General features: G+C 60.7%; 16 protein-coding genes. 13 read left to right on the top strand and 3 right to left on the bottom strand.

Annotated features, from left to right (window positions below):
* The first annotated feature begins 63 nt into the window (after window positions 1-63).
* Window positions 64-1,272, top strand: a complete 1,209-nt coding sequence (locus AC1D2P_RS16095; RefSeq protein ID WP_223524849.1) for a DSD1 family PLP-dependent enzyme — start codon at window positions 64-66, stop codon at window positions 1,270-1,272.
* 150 nt (window positions 1,273-1,422) lie between these two features.
* Here AC1D2P_RS16095 and AC1D2P_RS16090 read toward each other — a convergent pair whose 3' ends face one another.
* Window positions 1,423-2,367 carry a SphA family protein gene (locus AC1D2P_RS16090; protein WP_046027499.1) on the bottom strand — a complete coding sequence of 315 codons (945 nt, stop codon included), beginning with the start codon at window positions 2,365-2,367 and terminating at the stop codon, window positions 1,423-1,425.
* A gap of 208 nt (window positions 2,368-2,575) precedes the next feature.
* Between AC1D2P_RS16090 and AC1D2P_RS16085 the strand changes: the two genes are divergently transcribed.
* From AC1D2P_RS16085 to AC1D2P_RS16035, 11 genes are all read left to right on the top strand, one after another.
* Window positions 2,576-3,622 (top strand): AraC family transcriptional regulator, encoded by a 1,047-nt coding sequence (locus tag AC1D2P_RS16085; protein ID WP_258668037.1) that lies wholly within the window; start codon window positions 2,576-2,578, stop codon window positions 3,620-3,622.
* A gap of 205 nt (window positions 3,623-3,827) precedes the next feature.
* Window positions 3,828-4,715: a Dyp-type peroxidase gene (locus AC1D2P_RS16080; RefSeq protein ID WP_046027496.1), complete on the top strand. Its 888-nt coding sequence runs from the start codon at window positions 3,828-3,830 to the stop codon at window positions 4,713-4,715.
* A gap of 16 nt (window positions 4,716-4,731) precedes the next feature.
* Window positions 4,732-5,700 (top strand): Gfo/Idh/MocA family protein, encoded by a 969-nt coding sequence (locus AC1D2P_RS16075; protein WP_477757514.1) that lies wholly within the window; start codon window positions 4,732-4,734, stop codon window positions 5,698-5,700.
* A gap of 269 nt (window positions 5,701-5,969) precedes the next feature.
* Complete coding sequence (locus AC1D2P_RS16070; protein WP_109784689.1) at window positions 5,970-6,722, top strand: GntR family transcriptional regulator; 753 nt, start codon at window positions 5,970-5,972, stop codon at window positions 6,720-6,722.
* Window positions 6,719-8,464: a fumarate reductase/succinate dehydrogenase flavoprotein subunit gene (locus AC1D2P_RS16065; RefSeq protein ID WP_477811503.1), complete on the top strand. Its 1,746-nt coding sequence runs from the start codon at window positions 6,719-6,721 to the stop codon at window positions 8,462-8,464. Before AC1D2P_RS16070 ends, AC1D2P_RS16065 begins: the two co-directional genes overlap by 4 nt.
* Window positions 8,465-8,489: 25 nt before the next feature.
* Window positions 8,490-8,735: a 4Fe-4S dicluster domain-containing protein gene (locus AC1D2P_RS16060; protein WP_007946457.1), complete on the top strand. Its 246-nt coding sequence runs from the start codon at window positions 8,490-8,492 to the stop codon at window positions 8,733-8,735.
* 215 nt (window positions 8,736-8,950) lie between these two features.
* Window positions 8,951-10,375 carry an ABC transporter substrate-binding protein gene (locus AC1D2P_RS16055; protein ID WP_177412208.1) on the top strand — a complete coding sequence of 475 codons (1,425 nt, stop codon included), beginning with the start codon at window positions 8,951-8,953 and terminating at the stop codon, window positions 10,373-10,375.
* A gap of 159 nt (window positions 10,376-10,534) precedes the next feature.
* Window positions 10,535-11,308, top strand: coding sequence for an ABC transporter permease (locus tag AC1D2P_RS16050; protein ID WP_477757516.1), 774 nt, complete (start codon window positions 10,535-10,537; stop codon window positions 11,306-11,308).
* Complete coding sequence (locus tag AC1D2P_RS16045) at window positions 11,308-12,156, top strand: ABC transporter ATP-binding protein (RefSeq protein ID WP_477811502.1); 849 nt, start codon at window positions 11,308-11,310, stop codon at window positions 12,154-12,156. The genes AC1D2P_RS16050 and AC1D2P_RS16045 overlap by 1 nt, the downstream gene beginning before the upstream one ends.
* Window positions 12,153-13,115, top strand: a complete 963-nt coding sequence (locus tag AC1D2P_RS16040; protein WP_477757518.1) for a HEAT repeat domain-containing protein — start codon at window positions 12,153-12,155, stop codon at window positions 13,113-13,115. Before AC1D2P_RS16045 ends, AC1D2P_RS16040 begins: the two co-directional genes overlap by 4 nt.
* Entirely contained in the window at window positions 13,112-13,405 is a 294-nt protein-coding gene (locus tag AC1D2P_RS16035) for a DUF971 domain-containing protein (RefSeq protein WP_046027484.1), read from the top strand. Before AC1D2P_RS16040 ends, AC1D2P_RS16035 begins: the two co-directional genes overlap by 4 nt.
* Window positions 13,406-13,511: 106 nt before the next feature.
* Here the strand turns inward: AC1D2P_RS16035 and AC1D2P_RS16030 are convergent, their stop codons facing one another.
* Window positions 13,512-14,249 (bottom strand): TorF family putative porin, encoded by a 738-nt coding sequence (locus AC1D2P_RS16030; RefSeq protein ID WP_477757519.1) that lies wholly within the window; start codon window positions 14,247-14,249, stop codon window positions 13,512-13,514.
* 109 nt (window positions 14,250-14,358) lie between these two features.
* Window positions 14,359-16,101, bottom strand: coding sequence for an amidohydrolase (locus tag AC1D2P_RS16025; protein WP_477757520.1), 1,743 nt, complete (start codon window positions 16,099-16,101; stop codon window positions 14,359-14,361).
* A 103-nt stretch (window positions 16,102-16,204) separates the two neighbouring features.
* Between AC1D2P_RS16025 and AC1D2P_RS16020 the strand changes: the two genes are divergently transcribed.
* The gene (locus AC1D2P_RS16020; protein WP_046027480.1) at window positions 16,205-17,137 is read left to right on the top strand and encodes a LysR family transcriptional regulator; all 933 of its coding nucleotides are present in this window, start codon (window positions 16,205-16,207) and stop codon (window positions 17,135-17,137) included.
* The last annotated feature ends 70 nt before the right edge of the window (window positions 17,138-17,207 follow it).

Raw genomic sequence — 17,207 nt, 5'->3', positions numbered from 1 at the left:
CGGCGTCATTTTTTGATGGGAGCCGCCGGTGTCGGCGTGTTGTTGGCAGGTGTCGGCACCTGGTTGCGGCCGGGTGATCGGGGCGCGCCGTACAGTGATTATTTCCGTGCGCTGAACACCGAACTCAAGGATCACGGGCCCATGCGGCCAGTGATGTTGATCGACCTTGACCGACTCGATCACAACATCGATGCGGTGATGCTTTCGGTCAAACGTGGTGGCAAGCACCTGCGACTGGTGGAAAAGTCACTGCCGGCGCCGGGGCTGCTGGCCTACATCGCCAAGCGCGCCGGCACGCAACGCTTGATGTCGTTTCATCAACCGTTTCTCAACCATGACGCGGTGCAGTTTCCCGAGGCCGACATTCTGTTGGGCAAGCCGCTGCCGGCGCGTTCGGCCCAGCTGTTTTATCAGTCGCACAAGGGGCCTTTCGACCCGGCGAAGCAATTGCAGTGGTTGCTCGATACGCCGGAACGCTTGCAGCAATACCTGGCGCTGGCCCAAGGCTTGGGTACGCGATTGCGGGTGAACATCGAGCTGGATGTCGGGCTGCATCGCGGTGGTGTCAGTGAGGTGGGGGTACTCGGGCAGATGCTGACGCTGATCAGCCAGAACCCGCAGCACCTGGAGTTTGCCGGGTTCATGGGCTACGACCCGTTCGTGGGCATGGGCGTGCCGGGGATTCTGGGCTCGCCCGAAGAACTGTTTGCCAAGGTGATGGTGATTTACAACCGCTGCGTCGACTTCACCCGTCAGCAATACCCCGGTTTGTGGCACGACGGGCTGACCCTCAATACGGCCGGCAGCCCGAGCTATCGCATGCATGAACACGAACAGCTCAGCACTGAAGTGTCGGTGGGCACGGCGATGCTCAAGCCCACTCACTATGACCTGCCGTCACTGGTGGAGCATGTGCCTGCGGCGTACATCGCCACGCCCGTTTTGAAAAGCACCGGGGCGGTGGAGATTCCGGCGCTGGATGACAAGTCCAGGCTGTTTTCCTGGTGGGACACCAATCAGCGCGAGACTTTTTTTATCTATGGCGGCAACTGGATGGCGGAGTTCGAGTCGCCCTCGGGGTTGCAGAGTAACGGGGTGTATGGCCGCAGCTCGAATCAGGAAATGGTCAATGGTTCGGCAGCGGTGGGGCTTGGGGTTGAGGATCAGGTGTTTTTGCGCCCGACCCAGACGGAGTCGGTGTTGTTGCAGTTTGGGGATTTGCTGGCGGTGCGGGGTGGTCGGATCGTCGACACCTGGCCTGTGTATTCCTGAAGATTTCTCCGTATAACTGATCGTTCCCACGCTCTGCGTGGGAATGCCTCAATGGACGCTCCGCGTCCGCTTGGTTGGGACGCAGAGCGTCCCGGGCTGCATACCCACGCAGAGCGTGGGAACGATCAGTTGTGCGGGAACGATCAGTTGTCAGAACGCATAAGGGATACTGACTTTGGCCCACAGCATTTCCCCTTCAGGCCGGTTTTCCACATCAAACTCCTTGGCCCAGCGAATCTCCGCGCTGGCGTACTTAAGAAAGGTCCAGTGCAACGCCGGACCAATCGCAAACACCTGCCCGCGTACCCCGTCGTTTACGTCCTGGCCATTGAATTGCACGGTGTGGCCGAACTGTTTGTCGTCGGTGGTTTGCTTGAGGTAGTAGCCATTCAACCCGAGCATCAGGTCGTCGGTGATTTTGAAACTGGCGGAATAGTCGAAGTGGAAAATCTGCCCTGACTTGTAATCGGTGTCTTTGTTTTTACCGTTGAAACTGTACGTGGTCTTCATCGACACCTCGGTTCTGTCCGTCGGCAGCCAAGTGAAGGAGAACAACGGTTTGTAGGTGTAGAAGTTGTTGCTGGTGTTGGCCAGGCGATCAACGCTGTATTCGCCGGTGGGCACGGTGACTTCCACGGCCGCGCCCAGGGTCAGGTTCGGGCCCATGTCCCAGAGAATGATCGGCGCGACCGTGGTGTCGCCCATGCCCTCGCGGGTGTCGTGCAAGCCGAACACCGCGACTTCCTGCTTGAGCCACGGCTGTGCGATGTAGCCCGCCAGCCGGCCGCCAAATACCCGCAATGGGCTGAGGTAATCGAGGCGCGGAATGACCGCCGTGGATTCGATATCAACGTCCGGCACCTTGCCGCCGAGTGAGCTGATGTTCAGCTTCGTGGAGGTGTAGTGGTTGTAGTAGAGGTTGAACGCCAGCATGTTGTCCGGAAGGCTGTCGGGCGACAGCGGCAACATGAAAAAACCGTCGGTGCCGGGGCCGATGTTGTCCACGCCAGCCTCGGTGGCCAGTGCCGGTTGAAGGGCACAGACGCCGGCCAGGCTAATGACCAGTAGGGGAAGTGTCGTGCGGGTCAGGATCATGGGGGTACTCATTATTATTGTTAGCGGGCTGTCCAGCGTCCATACGAGGGCCGCAACATAGAAATAAGCTGTCTGCGCCGTACAAGGCAGGGTATTGGCGGCCATTTAGGGGGGCTTCTGCGGACAGCCTTTGAACCCTGTGCTAACTTCCTTCGACATAACCGGTAACAAAAATAAGAATGCAGCTCGACCCGGAATGTATAGCCCCATGCAAATGAAAGTGATCGATCCCACCTTTGAACTGGCGCTAGTGTCGCCGTTTCTCCTGCAAACCCTGGCCGAAGTCGCGCAGCAACAGGGCGTCAACCCCGACAACCTGTGCCGAGGGCTGGGTTTCACTTTTGAAGATCTTCAGGACCCGGCACAACGGATTTCCTATCGCCAGGCCGTGGCGATGATTCAACGCGCGCTCAAGGCTTTGCCCAATCAAGGGCTGGGGTTGTGGGTGGGTGCGCAAAATGTGCTCGGCACGCTGGGGTTGCTGGGGCATGTGCTGTCGCTGTGCAAGACCTTGCGCGATGCCTTTGAGCTGGGCATTCGGCATCAGCACACCTCTGGCGGCATTGTCGTGTCGAGCGTGGAGGAGTCGGGTGACCGGGTATTTGTCGACGTCGAATGCCGCTTGCCGTTCGCCGACGTGCAGCTGTTTGCGGTCGAGGAGTTTTTCGCCAGTTTGCTGGTGTATGGCCGGGCGCTGGTCGGGGCGGATTTCAAGCCGATGGCGGTGGAGTTCATGCACGCCGCGCCGGACTATCTCGGCGAGTATTCGCGCCTGCTGGGGCCGGATGTGCGCTTTGGTTGTCTGCAAAACCGCATGGTGATCGCTGCGCATTGGCTGGATGTTCACTTGCCCAATCACCATTCCCTGGCCCTGCGTCAGGCGGTGCAATTGCTCGAACTGGAAGCGGCGCAAGTGCACCAGAAAATGGACTTGATCCAAGCGGTGGAACGGGCGATTGCCCGGGACCTGACCGAGGGCAGCCACATCGAGAAAATCGCCAGCGACCTGAACATGAGCAGCCGCACCTTGCGCCGCCGCCTCACCGAACACGCGCTGACCTTCGAAACGCTGCTGGAACAAGTACGTCAGGCCCGCACCATGAGCCTGCTGGCCAACCCGGACATGTCCATCGAACGCATTACCGAGGAAGTCGGCTACAGCGACGTGCGCAGCTTTCGTCGCGCCTTCAAGCGCTGGACGGGCATGAGCCCGAGCGCGTTCCGCAACGAAACCCCGATACTCGACCCCCTGTAGCAGCTGACGAGCAGCGCGAGGCTGCGTTCGGCTGCGAAGCAGTCGTGAAACCAGGCAGTGCGGTGTGTCAGGCACACCTTGCACAGAGGAATTACGACTGCTTCGCAGCCGAACGCAGCCTCGCGCTGCTCGTCAGCTGCTACACGAGACTGCACATAAATGCTCATCCCCGGTTAAACTCCATGCTCTTTTTCAAGGAGTTCATATGAGTTATTACCAGCCGGGCATTCTCGCCACCCCCGTTCCGCCTCAAGCCCGCCATATGTTCTTCGCCCTCGAATGCGCCGAAGCATTGCCAGTCGCGCTCGACAACTTGATGCAACTGGTGGACGGGAAATCGGCTGTCGTCGGTTTCGGCGAATCGCTGGTCAAGGCGTTGCACGCGCAGGTTGACGGCCTGCGAGCCTTTCCGGCGTTGACCGGTGTTGGCGTCGATAACCCGTCGACGCAACACGCATTGTGGTGCTGGCTGCACGGCGTCGACCGTGGCGAATTGCTCAATCGCAGCCAGGCCATCGAAGCCGCTCTGGCGCCGGCCTTGCGCCTGGTGCAGATGAACGAAACCTTTCGCCACATGAGCGGCCACGACCTGACCGGTTACGAAGACGGCACCGAAAACCCGCACGATGAAGCCGCCGTCGCCGCCGCCCTGTTGGGCGAGGGCGCTGAGGGCCTGGTCGGTGGCAGCTTTGCCGCGATCCAGCAGTGGCAGCATGACCTCAAGGGCTTCCACGCGATGCCGTCCCATGAGAAAGACAACATCATGGGCCGTCGTTTGAGCGACAACGAAGAACTCGACGACGCGCCGGTCTCGGCCCACGTCAAGCGCACCGCCCAGGAAAGCTTCGCGCCCGAGGCGTTTGTGGTCCGTCGTTCAATGCCATGGATCGAAGGTGATCGCGCAGGCCTGATGTTCCTCGCGTTTGGCTTTTCCCTCGACGCCTTTGAAGCGCAACTGCGGCGCATGAGCGGTCTGGAAGACGGCATCACCGACGGCTTGTACCGCATCAGTCGCCCGATCACGGGCGGCTACTACTGGTGCCCGCCGCTCAAGGACGGTCGCCTGGACCTGCGCGCCTTGCGCATCGGCTAACCCTCGGGACGTGATGATGGACGTGGTGCGTTGGGGCATGATCGGTTGCGGCAGTGTCGCCGAGCGCAAGAGCGGGCCAGCCTTTTACAAGGCCCCCGGTTCAGCGCTGGTGGCCGTGATGGGGCGGCGCCTGGACGCGGTGACGGATTACGCCTCGCGCCATGGCATCGCCCGGGTGTACACCGACGCGCAAGCACTGATCAACGATCCCGAGGTGGACGCGGTGTACATCGCCACGCCGCCAGACAGTCATCACGCCTACAGCCTGTTGGTGGCCGCTGCCGGCAAACATTGCTGCGTCGAAAAACCGATGTCGCTGAATGCCGGGCAAAGTCGCGAGATGCAAAAGGTCTTTGCCGACGCCGGATTGCACCTGTTCGTTTCCTACTACCGACGCTCGTTGCCGCGCTTTCAGCAAGTGCGGCAGTGGCTGGATGCGGGGCGAATCGGTGAGGTCCGGCACCTGACCTGGACACTCACCAAAGCAGCGTCGCCGGTTGATTTGGCCGGCACGGACAACTGGCGCACGGACCCGCGTGTTGCCGGTGGCGGCTACTTCGCCGACCTCGCCAGCCACGGGTTTGACCTGTTTCAGTACCTGCTCGGTGACATCACCGACGTTGCCGGTTTCACCGCGCGACAGGCCGAGTTGTATGCCGCCGAAGATGCGGTCAGCGCCAGTTGGCGGTTTGCCTCGGGGGCGACGGGCATGGGTTGCTGGAACTTCGTGGCGGATCGGCGCGAGGATCGCGTCGAGCTGATCGGCAGCCGGGGGCGGATCCGTTTCTCGGTGTTCGATGAGCACCCGGTGCAACTTGATGCGGATGAGCAACTCAGCCTGAGCATCGACCATCACGAACACATCCAGTGGCACCACGTGCTGGGCATGAACGCGCACATTCGGGGTGACACGCAGCACCCGGCAGTCGCCGGGGAAGCGTTGAAAACCGATTGGGTGATGGACCAGATCCTCAAGCGCACCTGAACCAAGTCGATGTAGCAGCTGCCGAGCACCGCGAGGCTGCGTCCGGCTGCGCAGCAGTCGCAAACCCTGCATGCAAGGTTAGCCAGACACACTGAGTCATCAGATTTCACGACTGCTACGCAGCCGGACGCAGCCTCGCGGTGCTCGGCAGCTGCTACAGAGGTTCGGGTGTGTCCGACGCATCTAACCTTATGCTCAAACAGTATTTCTCAACCCTCCTGCAGGCTCTCTAAGATCACGTTATAACTCGTTATAACAAGTGATCTGCCATGACTGATAACGTTCTATCCCTGAGCAGCATCCCGTTGCACACCCAACTGCGGGACATATTGCGCGCTCGCATCCTCGACGGTGAATACCCGCAAGACAGCCAGATGCCTTCCGAAAGCGAGCTCGGCTCGTTGTTCAAAGTCAGCCGCATCACCGTGCGCCAGGCCCTGGGGGATCTGCAAAAGGAAGGGCTGATCTTCAAGATCCACGGCAAAGGCACCTTTGTCGCCAAACCGAAAACCTTCCAGAACGTCAGCACCCTGCAAGGCCTGGCCGAGTCCATGACCGGTCGCGGCTATGAGGTGATCAACCGCCTGCGCAGCTTCAAATTCATCGCCGCCGACAAACTCGTCGCCGAGCGTTTAGAGGTGGCCGAAGGTGAAATCGTGGCGCAGATCAAACGGGTTCGTTTGATCAACCGCGAACCGATTTCGCTGGAAATCACCTACCTGCCCAGAGCCCTCGGCGAACGCCTGGAGAAGGCTGATCTGGTCACCCGCGACATTTTCCTGATCCTCGAAAACGACTGCGGCCTGGCCCTCGGTCACGCCGACCTGGCCATTGATGCCGTCTTGGCCGACAGCGATCTGACCCGTGCACTGAACGTCGAACCGGGCTCGCCCATCATGCGCATCGAACGACTGACCCACGATGCAAACGGTCGGCCGGTGGACTTCGAACACCTTTACTACCGCGGCGATGCCTTCCAGTACCGCTTGCGAATCGACCGGCAAAAAGGGGCACAGGCATGACGCGCAGCTCTACAACCAGAAGCACCCTCGAACAGGAATACGACATCGTCGTGATCGGCGGCGGTACCGCAGGACCGATGGCGGCGATCRAGGCCAAGGAGCGCAACCGCGACTTGCGCGTGTTGTTGATCGACAAGGCCAACGTCAAACGCAGCGGCGCGATCAGCATGGGCATGGACGGCCTGAATAACGCGATCGTTCCCGGCCACTCGACGCCGGAGCAGTACACCAAGGAAATCACCATCGCCAATGACGGCATCGTCAATCAGGCGGCGGTGTACGCCTATGCCACGCACAGTTTTGAAACCATCGAGCAGCTAGACCGCTGGGGCGTGAAGTTCGAGAAGGACGAAACCGGCGACTACGCGGTGAAAAAAGTCCACCACATGGGCGCCTACGTGCTGCCGATGCCGGAAGGGCATGACATCAAAAAGGTTTTGTATCGCCAGTTGAAACGCGCACGGGTCAGCATCACCAATCGCCTGGTCTGCACCCGATTGCTGACGGATGAAGAGGGCGCGGTCAACGGCGTGATGGGGTTCGACTGCCGCACCGCCGACTTCCATGTGATCAAGGCCAAAGCGGTGATCCTGTGCTGCGGCGCCGCCGGACGTCTGGGTTTGCCGGCCTCGGGCTACCTGATGGGCACCTACGAAAACCCGACCAATGCCGGCGACGGTTACGCCATGGCGTATCACGCCGGGGCCGAACTGGCGAACCTGGAATGCTTCCAGATCAATCCGCTGATCAAGGATTACAACGGCCCGGCCTGCGCGTACGTCACCGGTCCGTTGGGCGGCTACACCGCGAATAACAAGGGCGAGCGCTTCATCGAGTGCGACTACTGGAGCGGCCAGATGATGTGGGAGTTCCACCAGGAACTCGAAAGCGGCAACGGCCCGGTGTTCCTCAAACTCGATCACCTGGCCGAGGAAACCATCCAGAACATCGAAGAGATCCTGCACAGCAACGAACGCCCGAGTCGCGGCCAGTTCCATGCCAATCGTGGCACTGACTACCGCACGCAGATGGTCGAGATGCACATCTCAGAGATCGGTTTTTGCAGCGGGCATTCGGCGTCGGGCGTGTGGGTCAACGAGCGGGCGGAGACTTCGGTGAAGGGGTTGTACTCGGCGGGTGACATGGCGGCAGTGCCGCACAACTACATGCTCGGTGCGTTCACTTACGGTTGGTTTGCCGGCACCAACGCGGCGGATTTCGTCGCCGGGCGCGAGTTCTCAGCCATCGATGCCCAACAAATCGAGACGGAGAAACAAAGGGTTTACGCACCGCTGGACCGCGAACACGGTCTGCCACCCGCGCAAGTCGAGTACAAGCTGCGGCGCTTTGTGAACGACTACCTGCAACCGCCGAAAGTGACCAAGAAAATGCAGATCGGCCTGCAACGCTTCAGTGATATCCAGCGCGATCTCGATCAGATCAAAGCCCACAACGCCCACGAACTGATGCGCGCCATGGAAGTCAGCATGATCCGCGATTGCGCCGAAATGGCCGCAAGGGCCTCGCTGTTCCGTGCTGAAAGCCGCTGGGGGCTTTACCACTATCGCGTCGATCACCCGCAACGCAACGACAGCGACTGGTTCTGCCATTGCCACCTGAAAAAGGATGAAAACGGCTTGATGAGCAGTTTCAAGAAAGCCGTCGAACCTTACATCATCGCGCTGGACGTCGATGAAATGCAGGCCTACGACCGGCTGCGCGTGGGCGCCTTTGCGGCCTGAGCTACACACAAGAGAGAGACCGAAAATGGCCTATCAACCCCAGGAAATCTTCTTCCGCTCCAACGCGCCCGTCACGGTCGATGAGGATCTTTGCATCGCCCACAAAGGCTGCACCGTGTGCGTCGACGTCTGCCCGATGGACCTGCTGGCGATCAACCCGGCCACGCAAAAAGCCTACATGGCCTTCGACGAATGCTGGTACTGCATGCCGTGCGAAAAGGACTGTCCGACTGGCGCTGTGAAAGTTGAAATTCCTTACCTGTTGCGCTGAATGGTCGGACGCCATCGCGGCAAGCCCGGCTCCCACAGGTTTCTTTGGTGTCTGCAAAATTTTGGATTCAGCACAAATCACTGTGGGAGCCGGGCTCGCCCGCGATGAGTTCGCCACAGACAACAAAAAGCCATCCGGCAACACCGGACGCCAGCTTCAAACCACCCCTCGTTTCCCACCACGCCCTGATCGTGGCGGAGACGAACATCCTATAAATGATTCGAGGGGAAACACTTATGTTGCGTGCAGCTTTAGCCGGTCTGGTACTGGCCTCATTCACCCTGTCGGCGTCGGCCGAAACCATCCGCATTGCCATTGGCACCCAGGACACCACGATCAATTGCGCCGCTGGCGGACTGTTGATTCGTGAACTCGGGCTGCTCGACAAATACCTGCCCCACGACGGCCAGTACAAAGACGCGAAATACGAGGTCGAGTGGAAGAACTTCACGAGTGGCGCACCGCTGACTAACGAGATGGTCGCCGGAAAACTCGACTTCGGCGCCATGGCCGATTTCCCTGGCTCGTTCAACGGCGTGGCGTTCGAAACCGCCGGCAAGCACAGCCTGTTTATCAGCGTGCTCTCGGGCAGTATCAAGGGCAGCGGCAACGGCATCGTGGTGCCGAGCGCCTCGGGCGTGCAGTCGTTGGCGGAGTTGAAGGGCAAGACCATCTCGGTTCCGTTCGCCTCGACGGCCCATGGCATGTTGCTGCGCGCGGTGGCCGCTCAGGGTTGGGACCCGCTCAAAGACGTGAACATCATCGCCCAGCCGCCAGAAGTCGCAGGCTCGGCGTTGCAGGCCGGGAAGATCGACGCACATGCGGACTTCGTGCCGTTCGCCGAACTGTTCCCGAGCCGTGGTTTCGCCCGCAAGATTTACGACGGTGCCCAGGCCAATGCACCGACGTTCCATGGCGCGTTGGTGGATCAGGCGTATGCCAAAAAATACCCGGAAATTGTCGTCGCTTATCTGCGGGCGAGCATCGAGGCCAATCAGTTGCTCGCCGCTGAACCGGAGAAGTACAGCGAGTTGATCGCCCAAGTCACCGGGGTCGATGCCGAGGTCAATTACCTGTTCCACGGGCCGTTGGGCGTGCAGACCCGCGACCTGAGCTGGAAGCCGGAATACCGTCAGGCGGTCGGCACTGCTATCGACACCCTCAAGCTGTTGAAGAAGGCGGATCGCGGTCTCGATCTAAACACCTTTATCGACGATCAATACATCCGCGCCGCGTTCAAGGCGTCGAACCTCGACTACACCGCGCAACTGGCCAACTACGCGCAGACACCTCTGAAAGCCGTGGATGCAGCGAACGGGAAGGCGATCACTGACGTCAGCCATGTGGCGGAAATCTGGGTGCGCGGCGAGCCGAAAGTCCGCCAATACGCCTCGGCGCAAGCGGCATTCAGCGCCTTGGCCAGCCTCAAGCAGGAAGGCAAAAACATCCGCGCGGTGTATGCCCAGGCGAGCGACAGCGGGATCAAGTTGCTGGCGGATCAGGCGTGGTTTGCCAGTGATGCGCAAGGGCAGCTGAGCGCCTTCCTGCTCAAAGGCCAGGCCCAGCAGTTCGCCACGGCCCAGGGCGGCAAAGTCCTCGACTTCAGCGAAGCCACCACCCAGGCCGTTGCCGCACGCTAATTTCAGAACAGTGCAATTCCCTGTGGGAGCGGGCTTGAAGATCGTTCCCACGCTCTGCGTGGGAATGCCGCCAGGGACGCTCCGCGTTCCGCAATGAATGTGACGCAGAGCGTCACGGGATGCGTTCCCACGCAGAGCGTGGGAACGAGAGGTAGGACTATGTTTTTACGCTGGCTCCCCAGATCAGCCTCGCTGCTGCTCTGCCTTTTGTTCTGGCAACTCGCCGCCAGTGGCCACTGGAACCTTGGCCTGGTCACCTTCGCCAATGTGCCAACACCCTTGGCAGTCATTAACGCCGCCTTGAGCCTCGGCGACTCCGGCAAATTCGTCCAACACCTGAGCAGCAGCCTCAGCCGGGTCTTCGCCGGTTACCTCGCCGCGCTGATCGTCGGCATCGCCCTGGGCCTGGCCATCGGCCGCTCGAAATGGGCCGAAGATGTGCTGCTGCCACCCTTGGAGGTCCTGCGCCCGATTCCCGCCGTTGCCTGGATTCCATTGGCGATCCTGATGTTCCCGTCCTCGGAACTGTCGATGGTCTTCATCACCTTCACCGGGGCGTTGTTTCCGATTCTGCTCAACACCGTGCATGGCGTCGAAGGCGTCGACCCACGCCTGATCGCCTCGGCCCGAAGCCTGGGGGCAGGGCGGCGGGCGATCCTGCTGGAAGTAATCCTGCCCGGCGCCGCGCCAAGCATCATCACAGGCCTGGCCATCGGCATGGGCACTTCATGGTTTTGCCTGGTCACCGCCGAAATGATCTCCGGCCAATACGGCATCGGCTATTACACCTGGGAGTCGTACACCATCCAGAACTATGCCGACATCGTGGTCGGGATGTTGCTGATCGGTGTGTTGGGGATGGGCAGCAGCCTGCTGATCAAACGCCTCGGCGGGCTGTTCACGCCTTGGCACCGACCACGAGGAAAAGCCTGATGAGCGTGATGCAAACCCCGGAAGGGCGGATCGACATCCGCCAGTTGTCTATCGTTCTCGGCGACGGCRCACACGCTTTCGAAGCCGTGCAAGGTCTGGATTGCCAGATTGAAGCCGGGCAGTTCGTGTGCATTCTCGGGCCGTCCGGTTGCGGCAAGTCGACATTGCTCGGCGCACTGGCCGGGCACCTGCAACCGCGTGCCGGCAGTCTCAAGGTCGATGGTGCGCCAGTGTCGGGCCCGTCGCCGCAGCGCGGCATGGTGTTCCAGCATCACACGTTGTTTCCTTGGCGAACCGTGCGCGACAACGTCGCCTTCGGCCTGAAAATGCGTGGCATCGGCAAGGCCGAACGGCATCGCGCCGCCGATGAAATTCTTGCGTTGGTGGGGCTGAAAGGTTTTGCCGAACGCTGGCCGGATCAGCTCTCCGGCGGTATGCAGCAACGGGTGGAAATCGCCCGGGTGCTGATCAATCGCCCGCGCCTGTTGCTGATGGACGAACCCTTCGGTGCGCTCGACGCGCTGACTCGGCTGAACATGCAGGAACTGCTGCTGGACATCTGGACGCGGATCCGCACCACCGTGGTGTTCGTCACCCACGACATCGACGAAGCGCTGTTCCTCGCCGATCGCCTGCTGGTCATGAGCACTCGACCGGGCCGCATCATCGAAGACGTGCGCCTCGACTTCCCCAGGCCTCGCACCACCGAGCTGGTGACGAGCCCTGAATTTTCCCGCTTGAAGCGCCATTGCCTCGAATTACTGCGTCACGAAGACGGTCGGCAGCTACCGCGCCTGAACCCTCTCGGACTCCCCCCTGAAAACAAACTGCCGCGATTTGCCCTATGACCTCTCTATTCGATGTAACCGATAACGACGACATCCTTGCCCTGCAACCGCGCCTGACCGATGACGATCCCGGCGTGCGCCGCATCGCGCTGATTAAACTGGCCGACCTTGAAGAACCGGATGGCTTGCTGTGGCTGGTGAATCGACTGGCCGAAGACCCCACCGAAGAAGTCCGCGCCGAGGCCGCCCGCTTGCTCGAAGCCTGGGAGGAAGAACCCGTGGTCGAAGCGCTGTGTCAGGCGCTGACCGATCCCTCGTTGACCGTGCAATCGGCCGCTGCACAAAGCCTCAGTTTGCTCAAAAGCGAAGCAGCGGGCCGGGTGATTCTGCCATGGACGGCGCATGCCGCGATCAGCGTGCGCATTGCCGCGTTCAGGGCGTTGCGTGAGTTGCGGTTTCCTGATGCCGCCGGTGCTGCAATCGTGGCGTTGAACGATGAGGACGCCAGTGTCCGGCGCGAAGCGGTCGGCGTACTCGGCTGGCTCAAGCAACTCGATGCCTTGCCGGCCCTGGCCCGATTGGCCAGTCAGGACCCGGACACCGAAGTTCGCCGCGCCGCCACCGGGGCCCTCGGTTTGGCATCCGACGCGCAAGTGCTGCCGGCGCTCTGCCAAGCGTTGCAGGACAACGCCTGGCAAGTGCGCGAAGAAGCCGCGACCACACTGGGCAAAGTCGGTCACAGGGATGCCGGCGACGCCTTGGTCGAAGCCTTGAGCGATGATTACTGGCAAGTCCGCCTGCGTGCCACCCGCAGCCTCGGCCGCTTGCGTTACGCCCCGGCCCTCGACGCACTGATCGAATCCCTCGGCCACCGCATCAGCAACCTGCGCAAGGAAGCGGCGCTGGCCCTTGGCGAATTGAACGACAAAGGCGCCATCGCCGCCTTGCAGGCCGCGCAAGACGACGGCGACCCGGAAGTACGCAAAGCCGTGCGCATCGCCTTGAGTCAACTGCAATGAACCCGTTGGCCGTGGTCAACTCCCAGGGGAAACAGCAGCTGCGATTGAACTGGCCGGATGGGCGTGAACAGTGGCTGGGACATGCCGAGTTGCGGCGCCAATGCCCGTGCTCGCAGTGCCGGGCGTTTCGGCTGCAAGGGCTGACGGTAAAGGTTGATCCGCGCATTCGTGTGGTTGAACTCAATGCCCAGGGTTATGGCCTGCAACTGGTGTTCAGCGACGGCCACGAACGCGGCATCTACCCGTGGCCCTACCTGGCACAACTCATTTGCGAGTCTATTGAAATTTAATGTGGGAGCGGGCTTGCCCGCGATGGCGGACTGACATTCGGTATAGATGTTGAATGTAATGGCCTCATCGCGGGCAAGCCCGCTCCCACAGGGGGGATGTGCGCAGTCAGAAGGACTTGCTGACACTCGCCACTACGGTCGCACTGCACACGTCGTCAAACCCCCAGTTGCTGGCGCATTGGCTTTTCGACAGGTCGGTGTCGACGTAGCTCAAGCCCAGCATCACGCCGGCCAGTTCGTGGGTCAGTTTGACTTCCCATTCGCGGTACGAATCTTCGGTGTGGCCCGAGCTTGAGTACAGGTGCGGGTCCTTGAAGTCCATGTTGCCGTAGCGCAGTTTCAGGCCCGTGTCATACGGCAAGTGGGTTTCGTAACCGACATAGGTGTACAGCGAGTTCTGCTCGCTTTCGATGCCCGGCGCATCGTCGGAATAGTAGGCGCCGAACTTCACCCCGTAGACGCTGAGAATGCTGTAGACCTCGCTCTGGTTGAACTGGCTTTCTTTCGGGTACGAGTATTTCAGGTAACCGACGTCCAGGTTGACGTCTTCGGTGGCTTCCCAAAACCAGCCGGCGTAGTAGTCGATTTCCTGGCGGGTTTTCAGGCCGCCACCGAAGTCGACATTCGAACTCCAGGCCCCCACGTACAACCCCGTGCTGTGAGTGAGGGTCACGCCGGCCTGCACGGCGGGATCATTCTGAGTTTGTGAAATGCCGCGGGTGCGGTAATCGCTCGCCAGGGTCAGGTCCACCAGTACGGAAAAGTCATCATTGAGGACAATGGCTTGGCTGCTCAATGGCAGCAGGCTCAGGGATCCGAGGGCGAACAGGGTGAAAGCTTTCATGAATAAAGTCCCGATGTTGTGATTGTTTTATGGGCAGTTTTTTTACGCAAAGCTGCGCCGGGCCCCGGCGTTGAGCGCGGGGTCGGGCAGGGGTGACCGTGGATTTTTATTAGAGGGTGGGGGCGTAGACTTCGCGGCCGGCAAACCAGGTTTGCAGCACTTTTGTGTCGTGCAGGGCCTTGTTGTCGACGGTGAAAACGTCACGGTCCAGCACGATGAAGTCAGCCTGCTTGCCTGGGGTCAGCGAACCGATCTGTTTTTCCAGGCCGATGGTGCGCGCGGCGTTCGCGGTGTAGGCGTAGAACATCGTTTCGCGGTCGACAGCTTCTTTGGCATTCAACACGCCCAGCGGACCGACGCGGGTGATGGCCTGGGCCATGGCGTTCCACGGGTTGGGCGAGGACACCGGCCAGTCACTGGCGCCCGAAATCGTCGCGCCTTGTTTGAGCAGCGAATGCGCCGGGTATTGGTAACGGAAGGCGAGGGCGCTGACGTAAGGCTTGATCATGTCCGTGGTGTAGTCGTCGGCCGAGGCCCACAGCAGTTGCATCGAGGCGATGACGTTGAGCGGTTTGAACCGCGCAAACTCTTTCGGATTGACGATTTGCAAGTGCGTGATCGAGTGCGTCACGCCGCTCTGGCGATCCTTGCGTGCCTGGGCGATGCCGTTCAGCGACTCACGCACCGCGCGATCACCGATCGCATGGATGTGCACCAGCCAGCCGCGCTGGTCGATGGCGCTGACCAGTTCGCCGAAATGCTTCGGATCGATCAGCAGTTCGCCCTGTTTGTGCGAGTTGCTGTAAGGGTCGATCATTGCCGCGCTCTGGGCCGGGAATTCGATCACGCCGTCGGCGAAAATCTTCACGCCCGGCAGGGTCAGGTTCGGGATGCCCTGGAATTGCTGGCGAACCTTGTCCAGCGTATCGAGATCGGCCGGCACGCTTTTCGAGTTGGCCACCAGCAGGGCGGCCACGTGGACGCTCATGTCACCGCTTTCGGCCAGCGCCTTATAGGCAGGGAGCACGCCAACGGTTTTTTCCGTGGGTTTGAGTGCGAACAGCGGTTCGCCGGGCGCGGCATTGGCGGCGGGGTCCATCCACGCCGTGATGCCGAAGCTGTTGTTGTAGCGCACGGCCGATTGGGCGGCTTTGAGCATATCGGCGGTGCTCGGCACCGGCATTTTCGAGGACACTCGGTCCCACCCGGCGTCCACCAGGAAACCGTTGGGGGTGCCATCGGCGCGCTTGCCAATGGTGTCGACTTCGGCGGCGGGCAATGACTTGAGCAACGCGGCATCGACGCCGGCGCGCTTGAGCATGAAGTCGTTGGCCCAGGCCGTGTGGTGGTCGCTGCCGGTGAACACCACGGGCACATCGGCCCATTCACCGGTGTTGAATTTTTTGCCCAGGGCCTCGGCCTGCGCCCAGTAAACCGAGCTCATGCCGGCCACGGTCAGTACATCGCCGTGTTTGGCCTTACCGTCGTCACGCCAGCCGCGCAGGCGTTTTTCCAGTTCGTCGAGCTCGACCACCTCGTCTTCCATGTTGGCCACGACCATTTCCAGGCCGCCGAAAATCGCATGGGAATGGGTGTCGATCAGACCGGGCATCAGGGTTTTACCGCCCAGATCCACCACTTTTGTTTCCGGTGTGATCAAGACCTTGATCTGCGCATCGCTGCCCACTTGCAGCACCTTGCCGTCTTGTACTGCCAGCGCCTGCACCTTCGGTTGGGTGCGGTCAGCGGTGAAAATCTTGCCATTGATCAGCACCAGGTCGGTGGCTGCCATGGCTTCCATCGAGGCAAAACTCACTGCGGCCATCAATAGATTCGGGATGAATCTTTTCATTGAATGTTTCCTTGTTATTGCGTCTGATGGCCAGATTAGTGGCTGCTTGTGCGCAGCAGAACGCCTTCCTCACGAAAAACGTTTTTGCCGGAATGGAAAAAGTATGGACAAGCTGGGTGCGTTGAAAATGTTCGTGGTCACGGCGCAACTCGGCAGCTTCAGCCGTGCCGCCGAGCAGCTGGGTAAAACCCCGTCGGCCCTGACCAAAGCGGTCAATCACCTGGAAGCCGAGCTCGGCGCCCGGTTGTTCGAGCGCAGCACTCGACGGATTCTGTTGACCGAGTCCGGGCGGCTTTATCTGGAAACCGCGCGCCAGGTGTTGCAGCGGCTGGAGGAGGCGGGTGAGGAAATCGAGCAATTGCAGCATGGCCTGCGCGGCAATCTGAAAATCACCGCGCCGCTGGCCTATGGGCAGGCGTTTCTCGATCAAGTGTGTGGCGGCTTTCTGGAGCAATACCCGCAGATCAATCTGCAAGTGGACTTGTGCGATGAGTTCGTCAATTTGTTGGAAAGCGGTTACGACCTCGCCTTGCGCGAAGGCCACGACGACTTGCCGGGGCTGATTGCTCGCGTTGTCGGCAGTAATCGCCTGGCCCTGTGTGGCAGCCCGGCTTATCTGGCGCGTAAAACGCTGCCTGTCACCCCACAAACCCTGGATGACCACGAATGGCTGTTGTACCGCCATCCGTTGCTCAGTCGCGAATTCTGGTGGGTCGAACGCGACGGGCAGCGTCTGAGCCTGCCTCAACCGGTTTCACCGCGACTGCGCAGCGACAATTACGACCTGTTGCTGGCCAACGCGCTGGCCGGGCGCGGTTTGCTGCACACGCCGTTGTGGAGCGCCGCGCCATACCTTGCCGACGGCCGGCTGGTGCGGCTGATGGCCGACTATGACATCGACCCGGACAGCTTTGGCCCGCACATTCTGGCGGTGTACCCGAGCCATCGCCGGGCAACCGCGAAGGTCTTGGCGTTTATCGACTACATCGCAGGTTTTCTGGCGTCTCGGGGCTTGAATGAAGACGGCGGCAGTTGAGTTTTCATTTACACACTGACCGGGCCCCTGTAGCAGCTGTCGAGTGAAACGAGGCTGCGATTTTTTGAAC

The organism is Pseudomonas sp. P1_F1_2, assembly GCF_056405815.1.
Note: the sequence above shows the minus strand (reverse complement) of the source record. Positions and strands in the feature narration are given on the sequence as shown.